Raw genomic sequence first — 23810 nt, forward strand, 5'->3', positions numbered from 1 at the left:
GATCGAGAGGCGGTATCTTGAATGAATGGCCGGATCGTATCACATAGCGGTATATAACGAAGCCGTTCACGGCCACGGGAAGCGCTTGCATGGACATGATTGATCCTTTCGGCCGCACGATCAGCTATCTCCGCGTGTCGGTCACCGACCGCTGCGATTTCCGCTGCACCTATTGCATGGCCGAGGACATGGCCTTCCTGCCGAAGAAAGACCTGCTGTCGCTGGAAGAACTCGATCGGCTGTGCACGGTTTTCATCGAAAAGGGCGTAAGGAGATTGCGCCTGACCGGCGGTGAACCGCTGGTGCGCAAGAATATCATGCATCTGGTGCGCCAGCTGTCGCGGCATCTCGCCAGCGGCGCGCTGGAAGAACTGACGCTGACCACCAACGGCTCGCAGCTGTCGCGCTTTGCCGCCGAACTCGCCGATTGCGGCGTGAAGCGCATCAACGTGTCGCTCGATACGCTCGATGCCGACAAGTTCCACAAGATCACCCGCTGGGGCCATCTCGACAAGGTCATGCAAGGCATCGATGCCGCGCAGGCGGCGGGGCTGAAGGTCAAGCTCAACGCGGTGGCGCTGAAGGATTTCAACGACGCCGAGCTGCCCGAGATGATGCGCTGGGCGCATGGCCGCGGCATGGACCTGACGGTCATCGAAACCATGCCGATGGGCGAGATCGATGCCGACCGCACCGACCAGTATTTGCCGCTGTCGCTGCTGCGCGCGTCGCTGGAACGCCAGTTCACGCTGACCGACATTCCCTTCAAGACCGGCGGCCCGGCCCGCTACGTCCAGGTCGCCGAGACCGGCGGACGGCTCGGCTTCATCACGCCGATGACGCATAATTTCTGCGAAAGCTGCAACCGCGTCCGGCTGACCTGCACCGGCACCCTCTATATGTGCCTGGGCCAGGAAGATGCCGCTGACCTGCGCGCGCCCTTGCGCGCCTCCGAAGGCAACGAGCTGGTCGCCGAAGCGATAGACGAAGCGATCGGCCGCAAGCCGAAAGGCCATGACTTCATCATCGACCGCCGCACCAGCCGCCCATCGGTATCGCGCCATATGAGCGTCACCGGCGGCTGATCTTCCCGCCGATCTGTGCAAGAATTGCCGTGCGGTCATCGACTTCGGGGCAAGACATGCGGCGGTTCTTTTCATTCAGGACGTTTTTCGCTGCGATCGCGGCGAGCACGGCAATTGCCGCGCCGTTCACCTATGTGAACGAGCGCTTCGGCACCGTCTGCACCTTTCCCGAGGAAATCTTCACCGAGCACCAGCCCGAGCCCGACAATGGCGACGGGCAGCAATGGCTGAGTGCCGATGGTGCCAGCCTGATCTGCTCGGGCATCCTCAACATCGACGACGATACGCCGAAAGGCTTTGTCGCGGCGCAGAAGGCGAGCAACGAGCCGGGCTACAAGGTGACCTACAGCAGGGCCGGAAAGGACTGGGCAGTGCTGTCGGGCTTGAAGGAAGGAAAGATCTTTTACGAGCGGCGCCTGTTTGGTGGAGATGGCGTCATCCGCACGGTCTGGGTCGACTACCCTCCGGCCCTGAAGTCGAAATACGACCCGCTGGTCGGCGCCATTGCCGGCAGTCTCAAGGGACCATGAACGTTTCGGACCACACCCCAGAAAAAGTCTTGTTCGCGAACCGCAGCCGGATTTACGGCCAGTCTGTTCCAGCCTAGCCTTTCTCTGGAAGCGGCTCTTCGCTCACAGGGGGAATACATCATGCGCAAACTCATTCTTTCTCTCGCCTTGCTCGGTCTCGCGGCCGCGCCCGCCGCGGCGCAGTCGATCGGCGGCACCTATACGGTCGCCGGCACCAACTTCGACGGTTCGGCCTATGGCGGCGAAGCCACCATCACGCTGACCAGCGGGACGACCTGCGCGATCCATTGGGAAACCGGTGGCTCATCTTCCGACGGCATCTGCATGCGCAACGATGACGCCTTCTCCGCCGGCTATGTCATGGGCAAGGATATCGGCCTCGTCGTCTACAAGATGACGGACGACGGCTCGCTGCATGGTCTGTGGACCATCGCCGGCAAGGAAGGCAATGGCACCGAGGTGCTGACGCCGAAGAAGTAAGTTCTGCCGCCATTGCAGGTGATCTTCTGGGCCACAAACAAGGCTGTGGCCCAGCCCTTTGCTATTGCTGTTTCATGCCCGGCTGTTACAGGCTTGCTGCCTAAAGCGCGTCGCGTTTGAACGGATTCAGGTGACGCGCTTTAGGTCTTTGTTTCTTATGCATGCCGTTTCCCAAAAATCGAGGTCACTTTTGGGCGACATGCATTAGCAGAACCGGTAGCCGTCTTGCCCCTGTCACCAAATATTCGCGGCGCGTTGTTCATGATGGTGGCGATGGCCGGCTTCTGCCTCAACGACGCCATCACCAAATACTCGTCACAATCGATGAACATGGCGCAGGTCATGTTGATCCGTGGGGCTTTCGCTTCGCTTTTCGTTGGCTTGCTCGCCTGGCAGCGCGGCGCGCTCGCCCGCCCGGGCTCGATGCTGCACCCTTTGGTGGCCCTGCGCGTGATCAGCGAGGCCGGTGCCACGGTGAGTTTTCTCGTCGCCCTCGCCCATTTGCCGATCGCCAATGTTTCGGCGGTGCTGCAGGCGCTGCCACTGGCGGTGACGATGGGGGCCGCGCTCGTCTTTGGCGAGGCTGTCGGCTGGCGGCGCTGGCTGGCCATCGCCATCGGATTTGCCGGCGTGCTGATCATCGTGCGGCCTGGCTTCGAAGGGTTCAGCATCTACTCGCTGGCGGCGCTGGCCAGCGTTGCCTGTTGTGCGGTGCGCGATCTCGCCACCAAGCAAATTCCCAAGGCCATTCCGACATTGCTGGTGTCGACGGCAACCGCGCTTGCCATGACCATCGTCGGTGCGGCGCTGTTGCCGGCAATGGGCGGCTGGACGCCGATGACGGGGGACAGCACAGCCCTGCTGGCCCTGGCGGCGGTGCTGGTACTGATCGGCTACCAGTTCATCATCATGGCGATGCGGGCGGGCGACATCTCCTTCATCGCGCCGTTCCGCTATACGGCCCTGATCTGGTCGATCCTGCTTGGCCTGTTCATCTTCGCCGATATCCCCGATCCGCCGATGATCGTCGGCGCCACCATCATCATCGGCTCGGGCCTCTATGCGCTCTACCGCGAGCGGGTCGCCGGCCGGCGCAAGATCGTCGCCGAAAGCACGGGGCCGAGCATGGTTCCGGACGGAATCTAGCCAGATCATTGAAGGTTCTTGTGATTTCCGACGGCTGGCGTACAGGCTTCGTGGCATGAAGCGAGACATTGCGGGGATCATCCTGGCCGGTGGCCAGTCGAGACGGATGGGCGGCGGCGACAAGGGCCTGTTGCCGTTTGGCGATGGCTGCCTGCTTGACCAGGTCGTGTCGCGCTTCACTCCGCAGATCGAATCGCTGGCGCTCAGCGCCAATGGCGATCCTGCACGATTCCTGCGCTTTGGACTGCCGGTGCTTGCCGACAGCGTGCCCGGCTTTGCCGGGCCGCTCGCCGGAATCCTGACCGGCCTCGAATGGGCCGCGGCCAACCCGGGCTGCAAGGCGATCGTCAGCGCTGCCGGCGACACGCCTTTCCTGCCGTTGGACCTTGTCGAGCGTCTGGCTGCGGCCGCCGATCAAAGTCCCGGTTCGATTGCCGTTGCCCGCTCGGCCGGCAAGCGGCACCCGACCTTCGCGCTCTGGCCGACGGGCTGCCGCGATGCCTTGCGGCACTTTCTGGTCGATGAGGACAACAGGCGGGTTTCGGCTTTCATCGACCGGCATGGTTTTGTCGAGGTGGAGTTCCCGGTTCCGCAATCGGCGGGGGTCGACCCTTTCTTCAACATCAACGATCCGGACGATCTTGTGTCTGCCGAGCGTCTGTTGCAGAGCATCAAGCCATGAACAGACGCGTCTTCGGCATCACCGGCTGGAAGAATTCCGGCAAGACGACTTTGACCGAAAGGCTGGTCACCGAACTTGTCCGGCGCGGCTGGAAGGTATCGACAGTGAAACACGCCCATCATGATTTCGACATCGACAAACCGGGCGCCGATAGTTTCCGCCACCGGCAGGCCGGTGCCAGCGAAGTCGCGATCGTCTCCGGCGTTCGCTGGGCACTGATGCACGAACTGCGCGGCGAGGATGAGCCGACATTGGAGACTGTCCTGTCGCGGCTTGCCCCTTGCGACCTTGTGCTGGTCGAGGGCTACAAGCGCGAAGCCCATGACAAGATCGAAACCCGCCGGCTGGATGCGAAGGACCGCACGCCGCTTTCGGCGGAGGATCCCAACATCGTCGCTGTCGCCGCCGATTTTGCGATTGAAGGCGAGCTGCTGCCGGTATTCGATCTCGACGATGCAAAATCGATAGCCGACTTCATCGAACGCACCACTGGGCTCGTTGCTTGAGCGCTGACGCAACGGCAGAATAGCCTTGCCCATTTTTACGGTTTTGCAGTTGCTTTTTTCTTGGAAAGAGTGGGAGTATCGCGCCAGCGGGCGGTCAAAAGCACCGCCCCACAGAGCCGTTCGGAACGACGGCCGGGACCATAAAGAGAGGACCATCATGCGTATTTCACTGCGTATCGCGCTTGCCGCATCGGCCGCGCTGCTGACGCTCGGCGTCGCCCAGGCCCAGGAAAAGACCCTGAGGATCGGCACCGAAGGCGCCTACCCACCATTCAACAATCTCACGGCCGATGGCCAGCTCGTGGGCTTCGACATCGACATCGCCAAGGCGCTTTGTGACGAGATGAAGGTCAAGTGCACCTTCGTCGCCCAGGATTGGGACGGCATCATTCCCGCCCTTCAGGCCGGCAAGTTCGACGCCATCGTCGCCTCGATGTCGATCACGCCGGAGCGGATGGAAAAGGTCGACTTCTCGCACAAATACTACAACACGCCGTCGGCTCTCGCCGTGCCGAAGGACAGCACGCTGAAAGGCGTGACCAAGGAAGATCTCGCCGGCAAGACCATCGGCGTCGCCACCACCACGACGCATTTCAACTATGCCTCGAAGACCTACACCGACAGCACCGTGAAGGGCTATCCGAGCAGCCCCGAGGAGCAGGCAGATCTTGCCAATGGCCGTCTCGACGCCATCGAGGACGATATTGTCGTGCTGCAGCAGTTTCTGGATTCGCCTGACGGCGCCTGCTGCAAGATCCTCGGCCAACCTTCGCCGCAGCCGGTCGAGATCTTCGGGCCTGGCGCCGGTATTGCCGTGCGCAAGGGCGAAACCGACCTGGTCAACAAGCTCAACTCGGCCATCGACGCCATTCGCGCCAATGGAAAATACAAGGAAATCAACGACAAGTACTTCAAGTTCGACGTCTACGGCGCCGAGTCCTGATAAATACGGTCAAGACGGCGGGGAATTCCCCCGCCGTCTTCTGTTCATCTTGGGAATGCCGTGGGGATAAGACCGATCGATGCCAGCCCAGAGCATATGGACACTTCTCAGTTGGGGACCCGAAGGCTGGCTTGACGATATTGCCTATGGCGCACTGATCACCATTGCGCTTGCGCTTGCCACGCTGCCCATCGGATTGACGATCGGCTTTTTCATTGCACTCGCCAAGCAGTCCGAAGAACCCTCGTTGCGCCTTGCCGCCAACATCTACACCACCGTCTTTCGCGGTCTGCCGGAATTGGTGACGCTTTTCCTGTTCTTCTTCGGCATGCCGATCCTGCTGCAGCATCTCGTCAGGTATTTCCGGCCGGACACCACCATCGACGTCAACAGCTTCGTCGCCGGCATGATCGTGCTTGCGCTGATCTTCTCGTCCTATGCCAGCGAGGTTTTTCTTTCCGCCTTCCGCGCCATTCCCAAAGGCCAATACGAGGGCGGCTATGCCATCGGTCTTTCGAACTGGCTGACCATGCGCAAGGTGATCGTGCCGCAGCTGCTGCGCATCGCGTTCCCCGGCCTGGAGAATTGCTGGCTCAGCCTGCTCAAGGACACGTCGCTGGTGTCGGTCGTCGGCCTGGCCGAGACGCTGCGCAATGCCAGCATTGCCGCCCGTGTCACCAAGCACGCTTTCCTGTTCTTCGGCGTCGCCTCCCTGGTCTTTCTTGCCCTGGCCGTCCTGTCGTCCTTCGCCACCAGCGCTATTCTGCGCTCGCTTGGTCGGCAGGAGGCGCAGCGATGAGCGCCACGGCCACAATGGTCGAACGGCCGCCGCCACGGGCGCGCGGCTGGCCGCGCAGGCGTATCGCCGGTTACGCGCTGGTCTGCCTATGGATTTTGTTCGGCATTGGCATCGTCAGCTATCTCTTCCTTGCCTGGAATCCCGATTTCTTCGCCAAATATGCGCCGGCTTATTTGAGCGGGCTTGGGGTTACGCTCGCGCTGGTTTCCATATCGATGGTGCTCGGCGCGATTCTGTCGGTGCCCGTCGCTTACGGGCGCATGTCCAAGAACCGGATCCTGTCCGGCCTCGCCTATTGCTACGTCTATTTCTTCCGCGGCACGCCGCTGCTGGTCCAGACTTATCTCGTCTATTACGGACTGGGCTCATTCAGGATCGAACTCCAGTCGATCGGCCTCTGGGACTTTTTCAAGGACGCGTTCAATTGCGGCGTCTTTGCCTTTGCGCTCAACACCGCCGCCTATCAGGCCGAGATTCTGCGCGGCGCCATCGAGAGCGTGCCTCGTGGGCAGTGGGAAGGCGCTGCCTCGCTTGGCCTGCACAAATTGCAGACGTTGCGCAAGATCATCCTGCCGCAAGCACTGATCGTCGCCTTGCGGCCCTATGGCAACGAACTGATCCTGATGGTCAAGGCGTCCGCCATCGTCGCCATCATCACGGTCTATGATCTGATGGGCAATGCAAAGCTCGCCTTCGCCAACTCGTTCGACATCCAGGCCTATATCTGGGTCGCGCTCGTCTATCTGGTGATGGTCGAGATATTGCGCCATGGCGTCGAATGGATCGAGCGCCGGATCACCGTTCACCTGAAACGCTGACTATTTCAATTCAGCTGCACCAGCCGATCCTGCCCTACGCGTCTTGACGAATTGAGCGCAGAGCCTAGAGCTTTCGCAGCAAATTCCGTTTCTGAAGGGCAAGCTCATGGCATCTGTTGCATTTCTCGGTCTTGGCGTGATGGGCTATCCGATGGCCGGGCACTTGAAGAACAAGGGTGGCCATGATGTCACCGTCTACAACCGCACCAAGGCCAAGGCCGAGCAATGGGTTGGCCAGCATGGCGGTAGCCTTGCGGCGACGCCAGCACAGGCCGCCGAGGGCAAGGATTTTGTCTTCTCCTGTGTCGGCAATGACGACGATCTGCGTTCGGTGACGACCGGTCCGGAAGGCGCCTTCAAATCGATGAAGAAGGGTTCGGTCTTCATCGACAACACCACGGCCTCGGCCGAGGTCGCTCGCGAGCTAGCTGCGGCGGCGGAAGCCGGCGGGTTTTCGTTTCTCGATGCGCCTGTCTCGGGCGGCCAGGCCGGCGCCGAGAACGGCGTGCTGACCGTCATGGTCGGCGGCGAGCAGGACGCTTTCGACAGAGCGAAGCCTGTTATCGACGCTTTTGCCCGCATGGTCGGCTTGATGGGGTCGGCCGGTGCCGGCCAGCTCACCAAGATGATCAACCAGATCACCATAGCCGGCCTCGTCCAAGGCCTGGCCGAAGGCATCCATTTCGGCAAGAAGGCCGGACTCGACATCGAGAAGGTGATCGAGGTGATTTCCAAGGGTGCCGCCGGCTCCTGGCAGATGGAGAACCGCCACAAGACAATGAATGCCGGCAAATATGATTTCGGCTTCGCCGTCGACTGGATGCGCAAGGATCTCGGCATCTGTCTGGCCGAGGCCGATCGCAATGGCGCCAGACTGCCGGTGACAGCACTTGTCGACCAGTTCTACAAGGATGTGCAGGCGATGGGCGGCAAGCGCTGGGACACGTCCTCGCTGCTGGCGCGCCTGGAGAAGTAGGTTTCCGCCGTGGCAGAGCTCTCACCTCAATCCACAGCCGCGGAAATCGTCGCCCATCTTCGCGCTATCGGGTCGGAGGAGAACCGCCTCGGCATGTTGCGCTACGGCATCAAGATCGACCGTGCGCTTGGTATCTCGCACGGCATGCAGCGGCAGATCGCCAGGAAGATCAGACGCAACCACGAGCGCGCCTTCGAGCTATGGGACACCGGCATCATGGAGGCGCAGTTCATCGCCTCCGTCACGGCTGACCCGAAACGGTTTTCTGCTGAAGATGCAAGACGATGGGCGGCCAGCTTCGACTCCTGGGACATCGTCGACGGCGTCTCCGACCTCTTTGTCGACACGGACGCCTGGAAAGAACTGATCGCCGAGTTCGCGGCGGACGAGCGGGAATTCGTTCGGCGCACGGCCTTTGCCATGATGGCCTGGTCTGTCGTCCACCGGAAGAAGGAGCCGGAGACGACCTTCCTCGCCTTCCTGCCGATCATCGAAACGCATGCCAACGACAGCCGCAATTTCGTGAAGAAAGCCGTGAACTGGGCGCTTCGGTCGATCGGCAAACGATCAATGGACATGCACGGCGCTGCCCTGGCTGTCGCCGAACGATTGGCGCAGTCGGCAGACAAGACGGCGCGCTGGATCGGCAAGGACGCCGTAAGGGAGCTGTCCAATGCCAAGACGCTCGCGCGGATCGTCGCCAGGAAAGGCTGACGGCGCGGGATTTCGCTTTCCGGCATGTCTGGATCTCGCCGATATGTGATGCGGCTACCGACATGTGATGCGGCGGGAGCGTTGACGTCGTTGACAGCGGCGTCTTTACTTGAGCTTCAAATGGACGCGGCCAATGAGCAATCCTCCCAAATCAATCCTGGCCTTCGCAGCGGCATTGTTTGTGTCCGCGGCCACCGATGCCTCGGCCGAGACCGCGCACATATTCTGGAAGGATCTGCGTCCGGCTACGCAATCCGCCGCCGAAAACGTCGGGCTGCCGATGATCGCGGCAAAATTGCCCGACCATGGCGAGACGCTGTCCCTCAACCTGCAGGACAAAAGCATTCAGCTAGCCGGCTACGCATTGCCGGTCGATCGCGACGGCGATCTTGTCTATCAGTTCCTGCTGGTGCCGTGGACGGGTGCGTGCAGCCACATGCCAACGCCGCCCCCCAACCAGATCGTGCTGGTCACGCCGGCACGTCCCTACAAAATCTCCGAGGCCTATCAGCCGGTCGCGGTCACCGGCGCGCTGAAGCCGGACATGGAGAAGAGCCAGCTGTTCATCCTCGACGGCGTCAGCGTCATCCAGTCTGGCTACAGCGTCCGCAAGGCAGACGTGGTCGCCGTCGGCAGCGTACCGGACACCGTCACCCTGCCGGTCAATTCGCCCTGGAGTTTCCTCAACAAAAAGAAGAACTAAGCAGGACAACCTGCTGCAGCTCAGGCGGCGTTGGCACCCGATTCCTTGTCCAGCACCATGTAGTCGAGCGGGATTTCGGTCGTGTACTTGATCTGCTCCATGGCGAAGGACGACGACACGTCACGGATTTCGATCTTGGCGATCAGCCGCTTGTAGAAGGCGTCATAGGCGGCGATGTCGGGAACCACGACCCGCAGCAGATAATCGACGTCACCGCTCATGCGGTAGAACTCGACCACCTCGGGAAACTCCTGGATGACTTCCGAGAAACGCCGCAGCCATTCATGGCTGTGCGAATTGGTGCGGATCGACACGAAGACGGTGACGCGCACATTGACCTTTTCATGGTCGAGAATGGCAACGCGCCGCTTGATGACGCCTTCCTCCTCGAGCTTCTGGATGCGCCGCCAGCAAGGTGTTGTCGACAGCCCGACTTTCTTGGCGACGTCGGCGACCGCTAGTGTCGCGTCCTCCTGCAAAAGGCGGAGAATTTTTCTATCGAGGCGGTCCATATTTTGCTCCCCAGGGGAATAGATTGGCTATACTCCCCCTTATTCCGACCTTTCACAAGAAAGAAATTCTGCCAATTGACGGAAAAGCGAGTGATTTCTTGCTGTAAGGTCAGCCGAGGCGATATCGGATTTCCGAACGCAGAAAAGGCAGCAAATCCATTTCAAACCATGGATTCTTCTTCAGCCAGCCGGTGTTGCGCCACGAGGGATGCGGCAGCGGCAGCACTTTCGGACCGACGGAATTCTCCCAGATGGAGCGCCAATCCATGACCGTTTCGGTCAGGGAGGGCCGGCGCGCCGCACCCATGTGCCAGGACTGCGCATAGATGCCGATCGTCAGCACCAGATCGATCCGTGGCATCGAGGCCATCAAAGGCGCGCGCCAGGCCGCCGCGCATTCGCGCCTCGGCGGCAGATCTCCCCCCTTGGCATCCTGGCCGGGAAAGCAGAAGCCCATCGGGACGATGGCGAATTTTTCGATGTCGTAGAATTCGTCGCTCGTCACGCCAAGCCAACTGCGCAGGCGGTCGCCGGAGGCGTCGGTGAACGGCATGCCAGACAGATGTACCTTGGTGCCGGGCGCCTGGCTGGCGATCAGGATACGGGCGCTGGACGAAGGGCGCAGCACTGGTCGTGGCTCATGCGGCAACGGCTTGCCGGCCGAATTTTCCACGCAGATACGGCAGGCGCGGACCCTGGCGACGAGGTTTTCGAGTTCAACAGTCATTCTCAGGCTGATGCGCTCGGCCGGCTGGAGACGGCCTGATGCCAGCGCAACACATTCGCGCAGTCATCCGGCACCTTGATGCGTGCCGGCTTCATGAAGTCGACGGCGATCAGGCCGGTGATGTCGGCGATCGAATAGCTGTCACCGGCGATGAACTCCCGGCTGCCCAGTTCGCCGTCCAGAAGCCTGAGGAACGCCACGGCCTTCGGCTTATTGGCCTCACCCCATTCGGGGACCTGCGGGATTTCCCATTCCTTCATGGCCGGATGGATGTGCCGGAAAGCCTGCGTGACGCAACTGAGCAAATTGAATTCCATCCGTCGCTGCCACATCTCGACCTGCGCCTTGCCGAGTGCGCCGCGCCCGAACAGGGCCGGTTCGGGATGCAGTTCCTCGAAATAACGGCAGATGGCGACGGATTCCGTGATGACGGTGCCGTCGTCGAGTTCCAGCACCGGCAGGCGTTGCAAGGGATTGCGCGAGCTGACCGCCTGTTGCCTGTGTTCGAGCGCCCCCATGTCGATGGGCACCTGCGGAACCTCGATGCCTTTCTCGGCCAGGAAAACGCGGACCCGCCGTGGATTGGGCGCCCGGCCCCCGTCGAAGAGTTTCATTCCATCCTCCTGTTCGTTCTCGGTTCCAGTTCCAGGACGCGTATCACCAGAAGCGAAAAATCTCGCGCACGGCATCGCCGATCGAGGCCAGCGTGCCGTGCTTCTTCTCGACGACTTCCCCGTGATGGCTGTCTCGCCAGTTCTGCGGCTGATCGAACGTTCCCGCCCAGATGCCGGCCTTTCCCGCCCGGGCGACGGCCTCCTCGCTCTCGAAGTCGCCATAGGCAACCGCCCAGCCGGCCTCGACCTGCGCGCGGTTGAGATTCTTGCCGCCGGCGGTGCAGTCGCCGAGCAGCCGGCCATAACGATCACGCTGCCAGCCGGTACAAGAGACGGGCTTGCCGGCGATCAGGCGAACGAGCGACTGACGCGCAAGCGTGCCGCAGGAATAGTCCGCGCCGTTCTTGCGGCAGGTCTGCGTATATTCTGGAGCATCGATGCCGCGCATGCGGATACGCTCGGTGCCAAGCGTGATCGAATCGCCGTCGTTGATGATTGCCACGCCTTGCGTCTTGCGTGTCTCCACCCGGTCGAGGCGGGCCGCCAGCAGGATCAGCAGTCCGAGGATGATGACGGCAAGCCCGTAATCCACCAGCCGGCGCCACAGGCTTCTGGGGCGCGCAACGTATCGCCGGCGCGGTCTTGGCGACCATGAGCGGCTCATATGGCAAACGGTTGGTTAATCATTCGAACGTAGCTTAACACTTGGAAACCGCTGCTCGCATAAATTGAAGTTTTGATGCCCTTGCAACGCTCGAACACAGCGGACAAGTTCATTGTGGACCGCAGGAAACCTCATCGCAACAGCGATGTGGCGCGCGCGGTGCGCAAGACGCGTGACCGTCTTTCGCAGCAGGCCGGCAATCCCGATTTCGATCGCGAACTGTTGAAGCTGCATGCCCGCGCGATGACCAGCGGCGCCATCGCCATCCCGCTTCTTGTCCTGTCGATCGCGGCGGCCGGCCGGCTGGCCGGAATCGGCAACGAGATCGGGCTCTGGGCGCTGTTCGCCCTGACCTGCTACACCATCGTTGCCTTCATGGCGCGGCGCATCGAGCGCACGGAAGCTTCCGACCTCAACCCTTCGCAAGCACGACGGGAATTCCTGATCGGCCATTTCCTTTGCGGTCTCGGCTGGGCATGGTTTGTGTGGCTTGGCTGCAGCGTCTGCGAGGTCGATCCGTTCCACATCGTCAAGGCCGTGGTGCTGTTGTTCGCCATGGCGGCGACCGCGGTGATGACCTCGTCTCTGCGCGGGGCGCTGTTGGCCACCTTTGCCGTTCCCGTGGCGCTCTACGCTTATGCCGGCGCCAAGCTATGGATGCCGGTCGAGGCGATCATGGCCGCGCTGCTGGTCATGTCGCTGCCGTTCTTCGCCTATGTGGCCCGGCATCTCAACCACTCGTCCCTGATGATGTTGTCGTTCCGCTCCGAAAAGGATGCGCTGATCGCCGAACTGGAGACGGCGAAATCGATGTCGGACGAGGCGCGGCGGCGGGCCGAAGACGCCAATCTGGCGAAATCGCGGTTCCTCGCTTCGATGAGCCACGAATTGCGCACACCGCTCAACGCCATTCTCGGTTTTTCCGAGGTGATGTCGAACGAGGTGCTGGGGCCGATGAGCAATCCCACCTATCGCGACTACGCCCATGACGTGCACGAATCCGGCCAGCATCTGCTCGACCTGATCAACGAGATCCTCGACCTCTCGCGCATCGAGGCCGGCCGCTACCAGCTCAACGAAGAGCCGGTGATGCTGCTTGGTATCGTCGAGGACTGCTGTCACATGATGGAGTTGAGGGCGCGCAACAAGGATATCCGGGTCGTCCAGGATTTCGAGCACGAACTGCCGCGCCTTTTCGCTGATGAGCGTGCGGTGCGACAGATCACGCTCAACCTTCTGTCGAATGCGATAAAATTCACCGCTACCGGCGGTGAAATCCGTGTCCGCGTTGGTTGGACGGCGGGCGGCGGACAATACATTTCGATCAAGGACAACGGTCCGGGCATACCGGAAGACGAGATCCCGATCGTGCTTTCCGCCTTCGGCCAGGGCTCGATCGCGATCAAGAGCGCCGAGCAAGGCACCGGGCTTGGCTTGCCGATCGTGCAAGGGCTGCTCGCCATGCATGGCGGCGAGTTCGAGCTTCATTCCAAGCTGCGCGAAGGGACCGAGGCGATCGCCATCTTTCCGCTGAGCCGGGTGATGGAGGAACTGCCAGCACTGCCGACAGCGGCGGTGGCGGCTCGACGACGGTAAGCGTCGCGGCGAACTGTGTCGATGGCCAGCAAGAAGGACGGCGCCCCACGATGGCAGAAGGTGATTGGCACGTCGTTGGCATAGAGATCCACTCGGACCGCCTTCGCTTGAGGCTGTTTACAGCCGACGACGCTGAAGACCTCTTTTTCGCCATCACTCCCGCCATCACCCGTTTCATGCAGTGGGAACCACCTCGATCACTGGCGGCCTTTGCCAAAGTATGGCGATCCTGGCTGACGCCAATCCAGGACGGATCGGATTTGCACTTTGTTGTGCGTGCATTGGCGGACGATCGCTGTCTGGGACTTGTCGGCCTTCATGCAGCGAAGACCGTGTGTCCCGAACTCGGGATCTGGATCAGGGAAGACGCTCAAGGAAACGGCATTGGCCAAGAGGCAATTGCTGCTGTCGCGGAGTGGGCCTCCGAGGCACTTGAACCGGACTGCTTCGAATATCCGGTTGCCGAAAGGAACGTGGCCAGCAGAAGAATAGCGGAACGCCTTGGAGGCGTAATAGTCGGCGGCCGCTCCAACCCAAAATACAACGCTGTCGTCTATCGCATTCCCAATCTCCGGCGCTAATACCTCAAGACTCTAGCCGCGTACTGCCGCAGCCATGCCCGAACTGGTCAGCGCGGCGGCCTTGACCAGCCCCGCGGCAAGGGCGGCCCCTGCCCCTTCGCCATGGCTGATGCCCAAATCGAGCAACGGGCGCAGGCCGAGCCGTTGGGCGGCGCGTGCATGCGCAGGCTCTGGCGACAGGCTGGCCAGCAGGCAATGATCGAGCGCGGTGGGATTGACGCCATGCAGTACCGCTGCGGCTGCCGTGGCGGCCAATCCGTCGAGCAGCAGCGGGATTTTCTGCATCCGCGCGGCAAGGATGGCGCCGGCGATTGCTGCGAATTCACGGCCGCCGACCCGGCGCAGCGCCTCGAGCGGGTCGCCGAGATGGCCGTCATGAAAAGCCAGCGCAGCATCGACCACGTCGGCCTTGCGTGCCTGCATGGCCGCATCGGCCCCCGACCCCGCGCCGACCCAGTCGGCGCCCCTGCCCCCGAACAGCGCCGCAAACAGGGTGGCGGCGACGGTGGAGTTGCCGACGCCGAGATCGCCGAGACACAAAAGGTCGGTGCCGCCGGCGATCGCTTCCATGCCGAAGGCCATGGTGGCGGCACAGCCACGCTCGTCGAGCGCAGCATCCTCGGTGATGTCGGCGGTCGGGATGTGCAGGGCGAGATCGAAGACCTTCAGTCCGAGATCGTTGGCGATGCAGATCTGGTTGATCGCGGCACCTCCGGCGGCGCAAAGCTCGACCGCATTGGCGGTCGCCGCCACCGGCCGTGGCGAAATGCCGTGGCGCGTGACGCCGTGATTGCCGGCAAAGACCGCCATCAGCGGTCTTGTCACCGCGGGCGGGGCCCGCCCGCTCCAGGCTGCCAGCCACGCGGCGATGTCCTCGATACGGCCAAGCGAATTGCCTGGTTTGTCGGCCTTGGCAAACAGCATGCGCACGCGGGTCTCGGCTGCCGTGTCGGCCGTCGGCAGATTGGCCAACAGGTTGCGAAAATCGTCGAAAGGCAGTGCGCTGGTCATCTTGTTGTCGATCATTCCCTGGAGTTGGTGAGCGGCATAGCCGCCTTGCGAGGTTGGCACAACCTCCGGGATGATGGGCCTGCATTTGACGCAAAGCCGGCCCCGAAGGGCGCAATCGCGAGGGCTTGCATTGGCTTTGCCGTTGCACCATGTGGAGGTGGAACAAGGGATTCCGGATGGAAGCCCAAGAGAAAGTCATGACGGCCATCGAATCCCCGTGCATCCTGGTCTGTTCGATCGACATGAAAACCGGCTTCTGTTTCGGCTGCGGCCGCACGCGCGAGGAGATCGGCGCCTGGATCGGGATGACGACGGAAACGCGCCGCAGCGTCATGGCGCAATTGCCGGCCCGGCTGGAAACGGTCGAGCGCCGGCCGCGCCGGGAAACGCGCCGCACCCGCATGACGCGCGAACGCGACGCGCTATCGTGAGGTGCGGATGAGCCGGTTGTTCTGGATCTTGATGGCCGCGATCGGGGTGGGAGCAGTCCTGCTCATGCTCAACGATTCCGCCGGCAGCACGCTCGGCGTCGAGAACAACGATTTCAGCCGACTGATCTGGCTCGGCGCCTTTGGCGCCCTTGTCGGCGCCGGCCTGCTTCGCTCGGGCCGGCCCCTGGGCGCCATGGCCCGCAACCTCGGCGCCTGGGCGGCGATCGCACTCGCGCTGATCGCTGGCTACCAATATCGCTATGAGTTGCAGGATGTCGCCAGCCGGGTGACCGCGGGCCTTGTTCCCGGCAGCCCGCTTGCGCTCGGCGTCGAAGACGGTCACGCCACGGTGACGCTCGACAAGGCCGACAACGGCCATTTCGAAGCGCGCATCCTGGTCAACGGCAACCCGGTCCGGGCCGTGGTGGATACGGGTGCAACCAGCACCGTGCTGACGTCACAGGATGCGCAGGCCGCCGGATTCAATCCGGCCGCGCTCAACTACACCATACCGGTTTCGACCGCCAACGGCATGGCACGCGCCGCGGCCGTGAAAACCGATCAGATTGCGATCGGCGGCATCATGCGCAGGGATATGTCGGTGATGATCGCCGCACCCGGCATGCTCAGCCAGAGCCTGCTCGGCATGAACTTCATCGGTTCATTGTCGGGTTTTGACGTGCGCGGCGACCGCATGATCCTCAGGGATTGATCTCCAAAACTCAAGCCGCTTCGGCTGCTGCTCCACCGAACTCGACGGCCGCGAAAGCCGTCTTCAGCACGTCCGGGCCGGCGCCGGGTTTTGTCGCGTCGGTGGACAGGATCTGCCGGTAGCGGCGCGCACCGGGCAGGCCATGGAACAGTCCGACCATATGGCGGGTGACATGGCCAAGCCGGCCACCCTGCTCGATATGGCGTGCCGCATAGTCCGCCATGGTATCGATCAGCGCGGCAAAATCGAACGGCTCGGACTGGACGCCGTAGAAAGCGGCATCGACGCCGGCCAGAATGCCGGGCGTGTGGTAGGCGGCGCGGCCAAGCATGGCGCCATCGACATGGTCGAGATGCGCCTGGGCCTCTTCAATCGACTGAATTCCACCATTTATGCCTATGAATTTGTTGTTCTTTTTTGCCTTCAGTCGATAGACTCTGCTGTAATCGAGCGGCGGGATGTCTCGGTTTTCCTTGGGACTCAGCCCTTCCAGCCACGCCTTGCGTGCATGCACCCACAACGCGTCGGCGCCGGCATCGAAAACCCCATCCGCCAGCGCATCGAGGGCTGGTTCCGGGTCCTGCTCGTCGACGCCGATGCGGCATTTGACGGTGACGGGAATTGTCACCGCCGCCTTCATCGCTGCGACGCAGCCGGCGACGAGGTCCGGCACCTTCATCAGGCAGGCGCCGAACGTGCCCGACTGAACGCGGTCCGACGGACAGCCGACATTGAGGTTGATCTCGTCATAGCCAAAAGCCTCGCCGATGCGGGCAGCCTCGGCGAGCTTTTCACGATCAGAGCCGCCGAGCTGCAGCGCGACCGGATGTTCCGTCGCATCGAAGCCGAGCAGCCGCTCGCGCGCGCCGTGAATGACCGCGTCGGCCACCACCATCTCGGTGTAAAGCAGTGCATGGCTCGTCAACTGGCGGTGGAAGAACCGGCAATGCCGGTCCGTCCAGTCCATCATCGGGGCTATGGCTATCCTAAACCTTTGATACTCTTGCATATTTAGTAACTTCAATAGGTTAAATCGTATCGTATGAACTCTATCACGTGCCATGATAGGCCAAGCCGCAAATTCGGCGGATGACTGGCTGGCGCGACGGCGTGCGGCGCGACTAGCTCAATCGCAGGGGTAGCTTATAGGTCGACCTGGCCGGAATTGCCAACGCGTCATCTGCTTTCGATGCCTGGGCGGAGGATGGAACCCTCCAGTTTCGTATGATGGTGTCTGCGCCAAAGATGTGGCTAGGAACTGGGAAGGCCAGCCCTCGACAGCATCTCAAGGAACCGGGAATGGTGATGATCCTTCACATAGCGCGGCACAAAGCCAGGGCAGACATTGCTCAGATTGAGATGCGGAAGTTGTGACAGGCAATGGTGGATGGCTCGGGACGCTTCTTCGTTGTTCCCGGTGGCCGACGCGGTCGCGGCCCAATAAAGGGCACCGCGAACGAAGCCCGGCTTTGTCCTGACCACTTTGCGGGCGGCTTCGAGCGCCCGCTGGTTGTCTCCGCCAGCGAAGAGCGCCACAACCAGGCCGTGGTGGCGCCAGAAGTCGATCACATCGTGCGTTCCGAGCCGGATTGCTTCGTTGGCCTCGCGCACCGCTTCGTCGACCTGCCCGCGCAACGCAAAGAGCATCGAAATATCGCCGTGGCCAGTCGGGTAGCTTGGGTTGAGGCTGATCGCGTGGCGGCATTCGGCGATCGCCTCGTCGATACGACCGCAACTTTCGAGAGCGAACGACAAGATACATCGGGCAATTTCATCGTCCGGTACCGCCCGCACCGCGGCTTCCGCGAGTTCGACCGCACGCTCGATCACCCCACGCTCCCGAGGCAGCGCGCCAAACGCCACGCCCATGGATATTACGATCGAGAGCGTCCGCTTTGCACGGGCGTTGTCGGGACCTATCGAGAAAGCCTTCTCGGCAAGCTCTACCCCCACCAAAAGCGAGTCCCGAGTCATCTCAAAATATTTCATGAGGGCTTCGTTGACCAGCCTGCGCACTTCAGGGGTACCCGGCGGGCTTTTGTCTCGAACCTTCCAGTTGGTCAGTTGAAGTTCGAGGATCACGGCAAGAACAACAGACTGTGCGATCCTGTCCTGGAATTCGAGCGCGTTTTCGGAGTGGCCGTCGAATTTCTGGGCCCAGACGTGGTGGCCGCCGGCGGCGTCGACGAGCTGGATATTCACCCTCAACCCATTGCCGGATCTCTGGACGCTGCCGCTGAGCATATATCGCGCCCGGAGTATCCCTGGCGTCTTGGCTTCTTCGCCCGGGCCGCTCTTCTCGGGCGGAAGCGCGGCGAGCACGACATAGTCGGCCACTTCGGAGAGGGCCGTCGTGATGTCCTGGACAAGTCCCTTGGCGAAAAAGTCGTCGCCTTGCTTTCCGGTCAGATTGACGAAGTCGGCAACGCTGATGGACGGGCGCCCAAGGCGCTGGCTGGCCGGAACACCACTTGTCGACTGCACATTTGAGGCGTCGTCGGCGGCAAGCAACAGAGATTGCCAAAGCGCCCGCGTTTCAGGGCCTGCTTCGACGCCGAACTCCTTCTTCAGCATGCTTCTGCAAGCTTCGTATGTCCTGATTGCCCTGTCGCGTTGGCCACATGCAAGGAGCAATTCCATCTTGAGCCGATAGGATTCTTCCCGTGTCGGTTCCATGGCCAAAATACGATCGGCTAGGATCAGCCCTGCATCGGGGTCGACGAGACGGGCCAGCTTTTCGAAGGACTCAAGCGCACGGCTAAGCAGCCTGTCGCGTTCCGATGTGATCCAGTCATCGAACGCATTGCTTCCCAGATAAAGCCCGTCGAGGAAGGGCCCGGTGTAGTTCGCCAAGGCCTTCGCGAGGTCCTGAGCGGAACGGGCCGAGAGACCCGTTTCGAACTTCTCCACGTCGATTTGAAAGGCCTCTGGCCTCAGGGCGATCAGCTCACCGCTGGAATGGATGAGATCCACCCCTTCTCGCGCCAGATCCTGGCGCAGGACACTGAGGGCTTGCCGAAGGCTGTTGCGCGAATGTTCGCCGTCACTGTCGCCCCATAGGAGGTCAGCCAGCCTCTCCCGCGTCGCCGCCATGCCCGGACACCGGGCCAGATAGGCGATGATTGCCGGCCCTCGTTTCCCGGTCAGCCGAAGCGGACCGGCCGTTTCATTTTCAATCCGGAAACCGCCGAAGAGTGAGATTCTATTTGCAGCGCCCCTGTCCTCACTTTGCATTTGCTATCCCAGCCTGACGAAATCCTAACTCAAAACTAACGCTTCGCAACAGTCGGCCTTCGCGCTCAAGCGCTGCCGTAACGGCAGGCTGTTTAGGCTTTGCTAAATTAAAGTGACCAAGTCAACGAAAGGCTTGGTTCGAGGGGGACGCGTGTCCAGGACAAGAGCCAATTTGCTGCTGCTATTCGCAGCCGCTTTGTGGGGCTTCGGCAATGTCTCGCAAAAGATGGTGCTTGTGCATCTCGACGCGCTGAGTGCGGTGGGTCTGCGCTGCCTGATCGGCGGGCTGCTTGTGCTGCCCTTTGTCTTGATGGAGAGGCGGCTTTCGCTCGGGCCGGACTATTTTTCCAGCTTGGCCAAGGTGGGCGCGCTGTTTGCCATCTCCATCACGCTCCAGCAGCTTTGCTATATCAGTGCCTCCGTCACCAATGCCAGCTTCCTGGTCAGCACGGCAACGGTAATGACACCGCTAGCCGCCTGGTTTCTCGCAGGCGAGCGTCCGACAGCGAGTCTCACGGTCGCCGCCGGGCTGACCGTTGTTGGCGCACTGCTGTTGTCGGATGGGATTGCCGGGTTCAGCAGTGGCGATCTCACCGCTGTCCTCTCGGCTGCCTGCTATGCGCTCTGGGCAGTCGAGCTGGGCCGGCACATGCAGGTGCATGCGCGGCCGTTCACCGCAGCCGCGACACAGTTCTTCGGCGCCGCAGCCTTCGCCCTGCCGCTCGGCGCAATGCAAGGCAATCTGTCGTTGGCCGCCGCATTCGCAGCCGGCCCGGAACTGGCGATCCTCGGCGTGTTCTCCACTGCGATTGCCTTCGGCATACAGACGGTTGCCCTCCGCTTTACGCCGGCCAGCCACGCCGCCGTGATCGTCAGCGCAGAAAGCGTTTTCGGGGCGCTGGGCGCGGCGATCTTTCTCGGCGAGCGGAGCTCGTCCGCGAGCGCATTGGGTGCCGCCATCATTCTGGGTGCGATCCTGTCCGTGGCACTGTCGAACCGAGCGCCGCAGGCACGCACGTCCTTGCGAACCGCTTCGGTTCAACCCTCCGACGGGGCCCCTGCCTTTGCAGCTGCCGCCGCAAATTGGGCAGGCGATCGTCACCCCAACAATTCAGGTCCAGTGGAGGAATGTGATGACCCTTGCCGGTGATGCGAAACCTATTCCGGCCCCGGCTGCCGCCCGACACGGGGCCAGTGGCGTCGATCAGCCAGGCGGCGGTGGCCTTGCCGATGGCGGCAGGACTTGTCGTGGGGGCGCAGTGATGGACGCGCGGACGATCCTTCTTCCTATCGCACATTTGGTTTCGGCGCTTCGCGCCCGCATGAAGGGACCGGGCGGCTATTACAACAGCGGTAACGCGCTCGGCCTCATTGTCGGTCTCGCGATCCAGATTGCTACCGCGCCGGTCGGCTTGCATGAGGGAAGCAGCGTCACCATGGCGGTGATCGAATATTTCGCCGGCAGCCATGGCACTGTTGCGCTGACCTTGACCACCCTGGTCTTCTTCTGGGGCGGCGAGGCCTATCACCGGGCCTGGGCAAGGCCGGATGCTCCCGATCCCACCCTCAACCGTCTGGGCGACTTCCTGTCGGGTCTGGGTGCGATCGGACTCGGTATTGCCCTGTTGCTGCTCGGCGATCCATTGCTTGCGGCGACCTCTGGCCTGCTCCATGCCCTGGGCAAATTCGGCAGCACCTTCCACAGGCCCGGCACGCCAATTCCGATGTGGCCGGCCGCTTGGCCCGATCCGTTCCGCAGTGCGGTGCTCGCCAGCCGGTTGCCGGCAATGCTGGCGACGACCGTCGCCCTCGGCCGAGCTCTGCCGGAGGTCTGGTCGGGCGGGTCCTTCGCGGCACTCGCCATGCCACTGACCTTGCTCGGCTGTTATCTTTTGTGGACCAAGGCCGATCTGCTGCTGTTCGGGGTGGGTGCCAAGGCGCCCCGCCAAATTTCCACATGTTGAGCTCGCTTTTTGAAACGACCGGATGTCGAGATGGAGAATGACATGTTTGGCAGTGTATATCATCAGGACGCCGGCCCCCTATCCTTTCGTGAACGGGTACGGACGAAAGGTTGGGGCATTCTGACGCCGGTCAGTTCAATCTCGAGAGTGACAGGAATAGTCGCAGCTTCGATGTTTTGGGCGATCTCTGCCCATGCCGCGAACGTTGACGTCGCTATCGTGTTCGCGGTCGATTTCTCGTCGTCAATCGATCCAAAGATCGCCGATATGCAACGCGAGGGACATGCCGCGGCACTCACCTCGCCAGAGATCATCGCCGCCATCAGCCGGAATTACGTTGGCTGCATCGGCATTGCCTACTTTGAATGGTCGAGCCCCGGACACGCGCGCATCGTGCTGCCGTGGACAAGCATCTGCGGACTGGAAGATGCCAAAGCGGCGGCTGCGGTGATCAGCAGGAAAGGCGATACCGGCTTCATCCGCAGAGGGCGAGGCGGAACATCCGTTTCCTCGGCTATCGACATCGGCAGTCTCCTGCTCGACCAGTTTCCGGGAAAGGCAGCCAAGAAAGTCATCGATATCTCCTCCAACGGCGAGAACAACGACGGGCTTCCCGTCCAACCGAGCAGGTCGAACGCCATAGCCAAGGGATATACGATCAATGCCATCGCCATCCCGACGGAGGATGAGAGTCCCGACGAACCTCTGGCATCCTATTTTGCAGAATCGGTCATTGGCGGTTCCCAGGCCTTCGTCATGACGCCGAAGGGGCCAGACGACTACACGATGGCGCTTCGCCGCAAGCTCGTGACTGAAGTAAGCATGATCGACGACCGTCCGCTGTGAAGTGTGCCATACAGGACGAACTTTCGACGCGCCATCCGAGCGCATTGCACAACGAGAGCCCGGCCCGCTGCAGCGCGGGACCTTGTGGGGACCGTCAGGACAACAGCCTATCGCCGCAACGCGTGTATGCTTGCCTTGCTTTCGCCGGGCACCGGCAACGCCATGTCGTCATCGAGAAGACGCGTGATGCGGGCAAAGCCGGTGAACGCTTTCCTAGCTTCCTCGGCCGACATCTGGCCCGACAAGGCGGCCGAGCAACAATTCAGCGCGCACTGATAAACCGGACCGCGCCGTCCCGTCGGCCATTTCCGCAAGAACATCATGGCTTCGGCAACACTATCGATTTCTTCCAAAGGGTGTCCCTGCCCGCGCGAAATCCGCACGGGCGAAAAGAAATGCAATTGATCCATCGTTTCCTCCCGGTCGACCGCAATGCGCTCGATCGAACCCCACCAAACGCGCCAATAGCCGGTTGGTTCCAGGCAAAAATGGAATTTTTTAGAAATCTGTCAGGCGAAGGCGATCACCCGTGCGGTGGTGAGTGTCGCCTACATCGTGGGGAAGTGGCAGGCGACTTTGCGACCGGGCCGGTATTCCCGTAACTGCGGCCGCTCCGAACGGCAGCGCTCCGCCGCGATCGGGCATCGGGGATGGAAACGGCAGCCGGTTGGAGGGTTCAGCGGGCTCGGTACGTCGCCGGTGAGGATGATGCGCTTGCGCGTCCCACCGGGCGTCGTCTCCACGACGGGAACCGCCGAGATCAGCGCCTGGCTATAGGGATGGGCTGGTGCTGCAAACACTTCTTCCGCCGGCCCTTCTTCGACGATCGAGCCGAGATACATGACCGCGATGCGGGTTGAAACCTGACGTACCACAGACAGGTCGTGGGCGATGAAGATGTAAGTGAGGTTGAGCTTCTCCTGCAGATCGGCGAGCAGGTTGACGATTTGCGCCTGCACCGACACGTCGAGCGCAGAGACGGGTTCGTCCAGGACCACAAGGTCCGGATTCAATGCAATAGCCCGCGCGATGCCGACGCGCTGGCGTTGTCCGCCGGAAAATTCGTGCGGAAACCGCATGACGTGATCCGGCAGCAAGCCGACAAGGTCGAACAGTTCCGCCACGCGTTTGGTGATCTCGCTCGACGAGAGCCTGCCATGGATGCGCAGCGGCTCGGCCACCAGGTCGCCGACGCGCCGGCGCGGATTGAGCGATGCCGACGGATCCTGGAAAACCATTTGCAGGCGCCGCCGCAGCGGCCTGAGTTCAGACAGCGACTTCGAGGTGATGTCGTTGCCTTCGAACAGAAGCTCGCCGTCCGATATGTCGTAGAGCCTCACCAGACAGCGCGCCAGCGTGGACTTGCCGCATCCGGATTCGCCGACCAGCCCAACCGTCTCGCCGCGCCACACGGTCAGGGAAACATTGTCGACCGCATGGACGGTTCGCTTGCCCTCGGCAGAAAAGCGGCTGCCGATGGAAAAGCGCCTGCCCAGCGAACGCGTCTCGAGGATTGGGCGGTTCTTGTCGATCATC

28 protein-coding genes are annotated in these 23810 nt (G+C 61.9%); 19 read left to right on the forward strand and 9 right to left on the reverse strand.

The window, feature by feature from the left end; all coding sequences use genetic code 11:
* The first annotated feature begins 89 nt into the window (after positions 1-89).
* The 12 genes from moaA (at position 90) to NKI99_RS23765 (ending at position 9382) form a co-directional block, all read left to right on the forward strand.
* Complete coding sequence (gene moaA, locus NKI99_RS23710) at positions 90-1085, forward strand: GTP 3',8-cyclase MoaA (protein WP_031213805.1); 996 nt, start codon at positions 90-92, stop codon at positions 1083-1085.
* Positions 1086-1141: 56 nt separating this feature from the next.
* The gene (locus NKI99_RS23715) at positions 1142-1615 is read left to right on the forward strand and encodes a hypothetical protein (protein WP_352612247.1); all 474 of its coding nucleotides are present in this window, start codon (positions 1142-1144) and stop codon (positions 1613-1615) included.
* 120 nt (positions 1616-1735) lie between these two features.
* Entirely contained in the window at positions 1736-2095 is a 360-nt protein-coding gene (locus NKI99_RS23720; protein WP_023813955.1) for a hypothetical protein, read from the forward strand.
* A gap of 225 nt (positions 2096-2320) precedes the next feature.
* Positions 2321-3241, forward strand: a complete 921-nt coding sequence (locus NKI99_RS23725) for a DMT family transporter (protein ID WP_128303655.1) — start codon at positions 2321-2323, stop codon at positions 3239-3241.
* A gap of 55 nt (positions 3242-3296) precedes the next feature.
* Positions 3297-3923, forward strand: a complete 627-nt coding sequence (gene mobA, locus NKI99_RS23730; protein WP_352612249.1) for a molybdenum cofactor guanylyltransferase MobA — start codon at positions 3297-3299, stop codon at positions 3921-3923.
* Entirely contained in the window at positions 3920-4429 is a 510-nt protein-coding gene (gene mobB, locus NKI99_RS23735; protein WP_352612251.1) for a molybdopterin-guanine dinucleotide biosynthesis protein B, read from the forward strand. The genes mobA and mobB overlap by 4 nt, the downstream gene beginning before the upstream one ends.
* Before the next feature lie 157 nt (positions 4430-4586).
* Positions 4587-5372, forward strand: a complete 786-nt coding sequence (locus NKI99_RS23740) for an ABC transporter substrate-binding protein (protein WP_027036615.1) — start codon at positions 4587-4589, stop codon at positions 5370-5372.
* 79 nt (positions 5373-5451) lie between these two features.
* Positions 5452-6171 carry an ABC transporter permease gene (locus tag NKI99_RS23745; RefSeq protein ID WP_128303653.1) on the forward strand — a complete coding sequence of 240 codons (720 nt, stop codon included), beginning with the start codon at positions 5452-5454 and terminating at the stop codon, positions 6169-6171.
* Complete coding sequence (locus tag NKI99_RS23750) at positions 6168-6989, forward strand: ABC transporter permease (RefSeq protein WP_128303652.1); 822 nt, start codon at positions 6168-6170, stop codon at positions 6987-6989. The genes NKI99_RS23745 and NKI99_RS23750 overlap by 4 nt, the downstream gene beginning before the upstream one ends.
* Before the next feature lie 106 nt (positions 6990-7095).
* On the forward strand, positions 7096-7965 hold the full coding sequence (locus NKI99_RS23755) for an NAD(P)-dependent oxidoreductase (protein ID WP_352552222.1): 870 nt from the start codon (positions 7096-7098) through the stop codon (positions 7963-7965).
* A 9-nt stretch (positions 7966-7974) separates the two neighbouring features.
* Complete coding sequence (locus tag NKI99_RS23760; RefSeq protein ID WP_352442422.1) at positions 7975-8679, forward strand: DNA alkylation repair protein; 705 nt, start codon at positions 7975-7977, stop codon at positions 8677-8679.
* A 133-nt stretch (positions 8680-8812) separates the two neighbouring features.
* Positions 8813-9382 (forward strand): DUF3299 domain-containing protein, encoded by a 570-nt coding sequence (locus NKI99_RS23765; RefSeq protein ID WP_023813946.1) that lies wholly within the window; start codon positions 8813-8815, stop codon positions 9380-9382.
* A gap of 20 nt (positions 9383-9402) precedes the next feature.
* Here NKI99_RS23765 and NKI99_RS23770 read toward each other — a convergent pair whose 3' ends face one another.
* The 4 genes from NKI99_RS23770 to NKI99_RS23785 all read right to left on the reverse strand — a co-directional run bounded on the left by NKI99_RS23770 (position 9403) and on the right by NKI99_RS23785 (position 11899).
* A complete protein-coding gene (locus NKI99_RS23770) occupies positions 9403-9894 on the reverse strand; it encodes an Lrp/AsnC family transcriptional regulator (protein WP_006205209.1) in 492 nt (163 codons plus the stop codon).
* Positions 9895-10003: 109 nt separating this feature from the next.
* Complete coding sequence (locus tag NKI99_RS23775) at positions 10004-10684, reverse strand: uracil-DNA glycosylase family protein (protein WP_352612298.1); 681 nt, start codon at positions 10682-10684, stop codon at positions 10004-10006.
* Positions 10624-11235 (reverse strand): glutathione S-transferase, encoded by a 612-nt coding sequence (locus tag NKI99_RS23780; RefSeq protein WP_352442421.1) that lies wholly within the window; start codon positions 11233-11235, stop codon positions 10624-10626. The genes NKI99_RS23775 and NKI99_RS23780 overlap by 61 nt, the downstream gene beginning before the upstream one ends.
* A 43-nt stretch (positions 11236-11278) precedes the next feature.
* Complete coding sequence (locus tag NKI99_RS23785) at positions 11279-11899, reverse strand: thermonuclease family protein (RefSeq protein WP_127297290.1); 621 nt, start codon at positions 11897-11899, stop codon at positions 11279-11281.
* A 75-nt stretch (positions 11900-11974) separates the two neighbouring features.
* Between NKI99_RS23785 and NKI99_RS23790 the strand changes: the two genes are divergently transcribed.
* Both NKI99_RS23790 and NKI99_RS23795 read left to right on the forward strand, forming a co-directional pair.
* A complete protein-coding gene (locus NKI99_RS23790; protein WP_352442420.1) occupies positions 11975-13495 on the forward strand; it encodes a sensor histidine kinase in 1521 nt (506 codons plus the stop codon).
* A gap of 50 nt (positions 13496-13545) precedes the next feature.
* Positions 13546-14076: a GNAT family N-acetyltransferase gene (locus NKI99_RS23795; protein WP_352612253.1), complete on the forward strand. Its 531-nt coding sequence runs from the start codon at positions 13546-13548 to the stop codon at positions 14074-14076.
* Between the two features lie 12 nt (positions 14077-14088).
* Here NKI99_RS23795 and NKI99_RS23800 read toward each other — a convergent pair whose 3' ends face one another.
* Positions 14089-15087, reverse strand: coding sequence for a nicotinate-nucleotide--dimethylbenzimidazole phosphoribosyltransferase (locus tag NKI99_RS23800; protein WP_352442446.1), 999 nt, complete (start codon positions 15085-15087; stop codon positions 14089-14091).
* A 197-nt stretch (positions 15088-15284) separates the two neighbouring features.
* Here NKI99_RS23800 and NKI99_RS23805 point away from each other — a divergent pair, with 197 nt between their 5' ends.
* Together NKI99_RS23805 and NKI99_RS23810 are read left to right on the forward strand one after the other, a co-directional pair.
* On the forward strand, positions 15285-15518 hold the full coding sequence (locus NKI99_RS23805) for a DUF1289 domain-containing protein (RefSeq protein ID WP_031213804.1): 234 nt from the start codon (positions 15285-15287) through the stop codon (positions 15516-15518).
* A 7-nt stretch (positions 15519-15525) separates the two neighbouring features.
* On the forward strand, positions 15526-16230 hold the full coding sequence (locus NKI99_RS23810) for a TIGR02281 family clan AA aspartic protease (RefSeq protein ID WP_023813938.1): 705 nt from the start codon (positions 15526-15528) through the stop codon (positions 16228-16230).
* 10 nt (positions 16231-16240) lie between these two features.
* Here the strand turns inward: NKI99_RS23810 and dusA are convergent, their stop codons facing one another.
* Positions 16241-17239 carry a tRNA dihydrouridine(20/20a) synthase DusA gene (gene dusA / locus NKI99_RS23815; RefSeq protein ID WP_352612255.1) on the reverse strand — a complete coding sequence of 333 codons (999 nt, stop codon included), beginning with the start codon at positions 17237-17239 and terminating at the stop codon, positions 16241-16243.
* A 242-nt stretch (positions 17240-17481) separates the two neighbouring features.
* A complete protein-coding gene (locus NKI99_RS23820) occupies positions 17482-19464 on the reverse strand; it encodes a BTAD domain-containing putative transcriptional regulator (protein WP_352612257.1) in 1983 nt (660 codons plus the stop codon).
* 151 nt (positions 19465-19615) lie between these two features.
* Between NKI99_RS23820 and NKI99_RS23825 the strand changes: the two genes are divergently transcribed.
* The 3 genes from NKI99_RS23825 to NKI99_RS23835 are packed head-to-tail and all read left to right on the forward strand — an operon-like array spanning position 19616 to position 22274.
* The gene (locus tag NKI99_RS23825) at positions 19616-20614 is read left to right on the forward strand and encodes a DMT family transporter (protein ID WP_023813935.1); all 999 of its coding nucleotides are present in this window, start codon (positions 19616-19618) and stop codon (positions 20612-20614) included.
* Positions 20598-21428 carry a hypothetical protein gene (locus NKI99_RS23830; protein ID WP_245273307.1) on the forward strand — a complete coding sequence of 277 codons (831 nt, stop codon included), beginning with the start codon at positions 20598-20600 and terminating at the stop codon, positions 21426-21428. The genes NKI99_RS23825 and NKI99_RS23830 overlap by 17 nt, the downstream gene beginning before the upstream one ends.
* 30 nt (positions 21429-21458) lie before the next feature.
* Positions 21459-22274: a DUF1194 domain-containing protein gene (locus tag NKI99_RS23835; RefSeq protein ID WP_502900177.1), complete on the forward strand. Its 816-nt coding sequence runs from the start codon at positions 21459-21461 to the stop codon at positions 22272-22274.
* A 107-nt stretch (positions 22275-22381) separates the two neighbouring features.
* Here NKI99_RS23835 and NKI99_RS23840 read toward each other — a convergent pair whose 3' ends face one another.
* Positions 22382-22684 carry a DUF982 domain-containing protein gene (locus NKI99_RS23840; RefSeq protein WP_023813931.1) on the reverse strand — a complete coding sequence of 101 codons (303 nt, stop codon included), beginning with the start codon at positions 22682-22684 and terminating at the stop codon, positions 22382-22384.
* 138 nt (positions 22685-22822) lie between these two features.
* Positions 22823-23809: an ABC transporter ATP-binding protein gene (locus tag NKI99_RS23845; RefSeq protein WP_023813930.1), complete on the reverse strand. Its 987-nt coding sequence runs from the start codon at positions 23807-23809 to the stop codon at positions 22823-22825.
* Position 23810 lies beyond the last annotated feature (1 nt).

Source organism: Mesorhizobium sp. M0239 (genome assembly GCF_040321815.1).
Lineage (GTDB): Bacteria > Pseudomonadota > Alphaproteobacteria > Rhizobiales > Rhizobiaceae > Mesorhizobium.

Excerpts from the sequence above, each read along its gene's own strand:
- NKI99_RS23750 (WP_128303652.1), top strand. The coding sequence starts at position 6,168 with ATGAGCGCCACGGCCACAATGGTCGAACGGCCGCCGCCACGGGCGCGC.
- NKI99_RS23780 (WP_352442421.1), bottom strand. The coding sequence starts at position 11,235 with ATGAAACTCTTCGACGGGGGCCGGGCGCCCAATCCACGGCGGGTCCGC.
- NKI99_RS23840 (WP_023813931.1), bottom strand. The coding sequence starts at position 22,684 with ATGGATCAATTGCATTTCTTTTCGCCCGTGCGGATTTCGCGCGGGCAG.
- NKI99_RS23830 (WP_245273307.1), top strand. The coding sequence starts at position 20,598 with ATGACCCTTGCCGGTGATGCGAAACCTATTCCGGCCCCGGCTGCCGCC.
- moaA (WP_031213805.1), top strand. The coding sequence starts at position 90 with ATGGACATGATTGATCCTTTCGGCCGCACGATCAGCTATCTCCGCGTG.
- NKI99_RS23770 (WP_006205209.1), bottom strand. The coding sequence starts at position 9,894 with ATGGACCGCCTCGATAGAAAAATTCTCCGCCTTTTGCAGGAGGACGCG.
- dusA (WP_352612255.1), bottom strand. The coding sequence starts at position 17,239 with ATGCAAGAGTATCAAAGGTTTAGGATAGCCATAGCCCCGATGATGGAC.
- NKI99_RS23745 (WP_128303653.1), top strand. The coding sequence starts at position 5,452 with ATGCCAGCCCAGAGCATATGGACACTTCTCAGTTGGGGACCCGAAGGC.
- NKI99_RS23715 (WP_352612247.1), top strand. The coding sequence starts at position 1,142 with ATGCGGCGGTTCTTTTCATTCAGGACGTTTTTCGCTGCGATCGCGGCG.
- mobB (WP_352612251.1), top strand. The coding sequence starts at position 3,920 with ATGAACAGACGCGTCTTCGGCATCACCGGCTGGAAGAATTCCGGCAAG.
- NKI99_RS23800 (WP_352442446.1), bottom strand. The coding sequence starts at position 15,087 with ATGACCAGCGCACTGCCTTTCGACGATTTTCGCAACCTGTTGGCCAAT.
- NKI99_RS23720 (WP_023813955.1), top strand. The coding sequence starts at position 1,736 with ATGCGCAAACTCATTCTTTCTCTCGCCTTGCTCGGTCTCGCGGCCGCG.
- NKI99_RS23790 (WP_352442420.1), top strand. The coding sequence starts at position 11,975 with ATGCCCTTGCAACGCTCGAACACAGCGGACAAGTTCATTGTGGACCGC.
- NKI99_RS23785 (WP_127297290.1), bottom strand. The coding sequence starts at position 11,899 with ATGAGCCGCTCATGGTCGCCAAGACCGCGCCGGCGATACGTTGCGCGC.
- NKI99_RS23755 (WP_352552222.1), top strand. The coding sequence starts at position 7,096 with ATGGCATCTGTTGCATTTCTCGGTCTTGGCGTGATGGGCTATCCGATG.
- NKI99_RS23795 (WP_352612253.1), top strand. The coding sequence starts at position 13,546 with ATGGCAGAAGGTGATTGGCACGTCGTTGGCATAGAGATCCACTCGGAC.
- NKI99_RS23835 (WP_502900177.1), top strand. The coding sequence starts at position 21,459 with ATGGAGAATGACATGTTTGGCAGTGTATATCATCAGGACGCCGGCCCC.
- NKI99_RS23845 (WP_023813930.1), bottom strand. The coding sequence starts at position 23,809 with ATGATCGACAAGAACCGCCCAATCCTCGAGACGCGTTCGCTGGGCAGG.
- NKI99_RS23810 (WP_023813938.1), top strand. The coding sequence starts at position 15,526 with ATGAGCCGGTTGTTCTGGATCTTGATGGCCGCGATCGGGGTGGGAGCA.
- NKI99_RS23820 (WP_352612257.1), bottom strand. The coding sequence starts at position 19,464 with ATGCAAAGTGAGGACAGGGGCGCTGCAAATAGAATCTCACTCTTCGGC.
- NKI99_RS23740 (WP_027036615.1), top strand. The coding sequence starts at position 4,587 with ATGCGTATTTCACTGCGTATCGCGCTTGCCGCATCGGCCGCGCTGCTG.
- NKI99_RS23805 (WP_031213804.1), top strand. The coding sequence starts at position 15,285 with ATGACGGCCATCGAATCCCCGTGCATCCTGGTCTGTTCGATCGACATG.
- mobA (WP_352612249.1), top strand. The coding sequence starts at position 3,297 with ATGAAGCGAGACATTGCGGGGATCATCCTGGCCGGTGGCCAGTCGAGA.
- NKI99_RS23765 (WP_023813946.1), top strand. The coding sequence starts at position 8,813 with ATGAGCAATCCTCCCAAATCAATCCTGGCCTTCGCAGCGGCATTGTTT.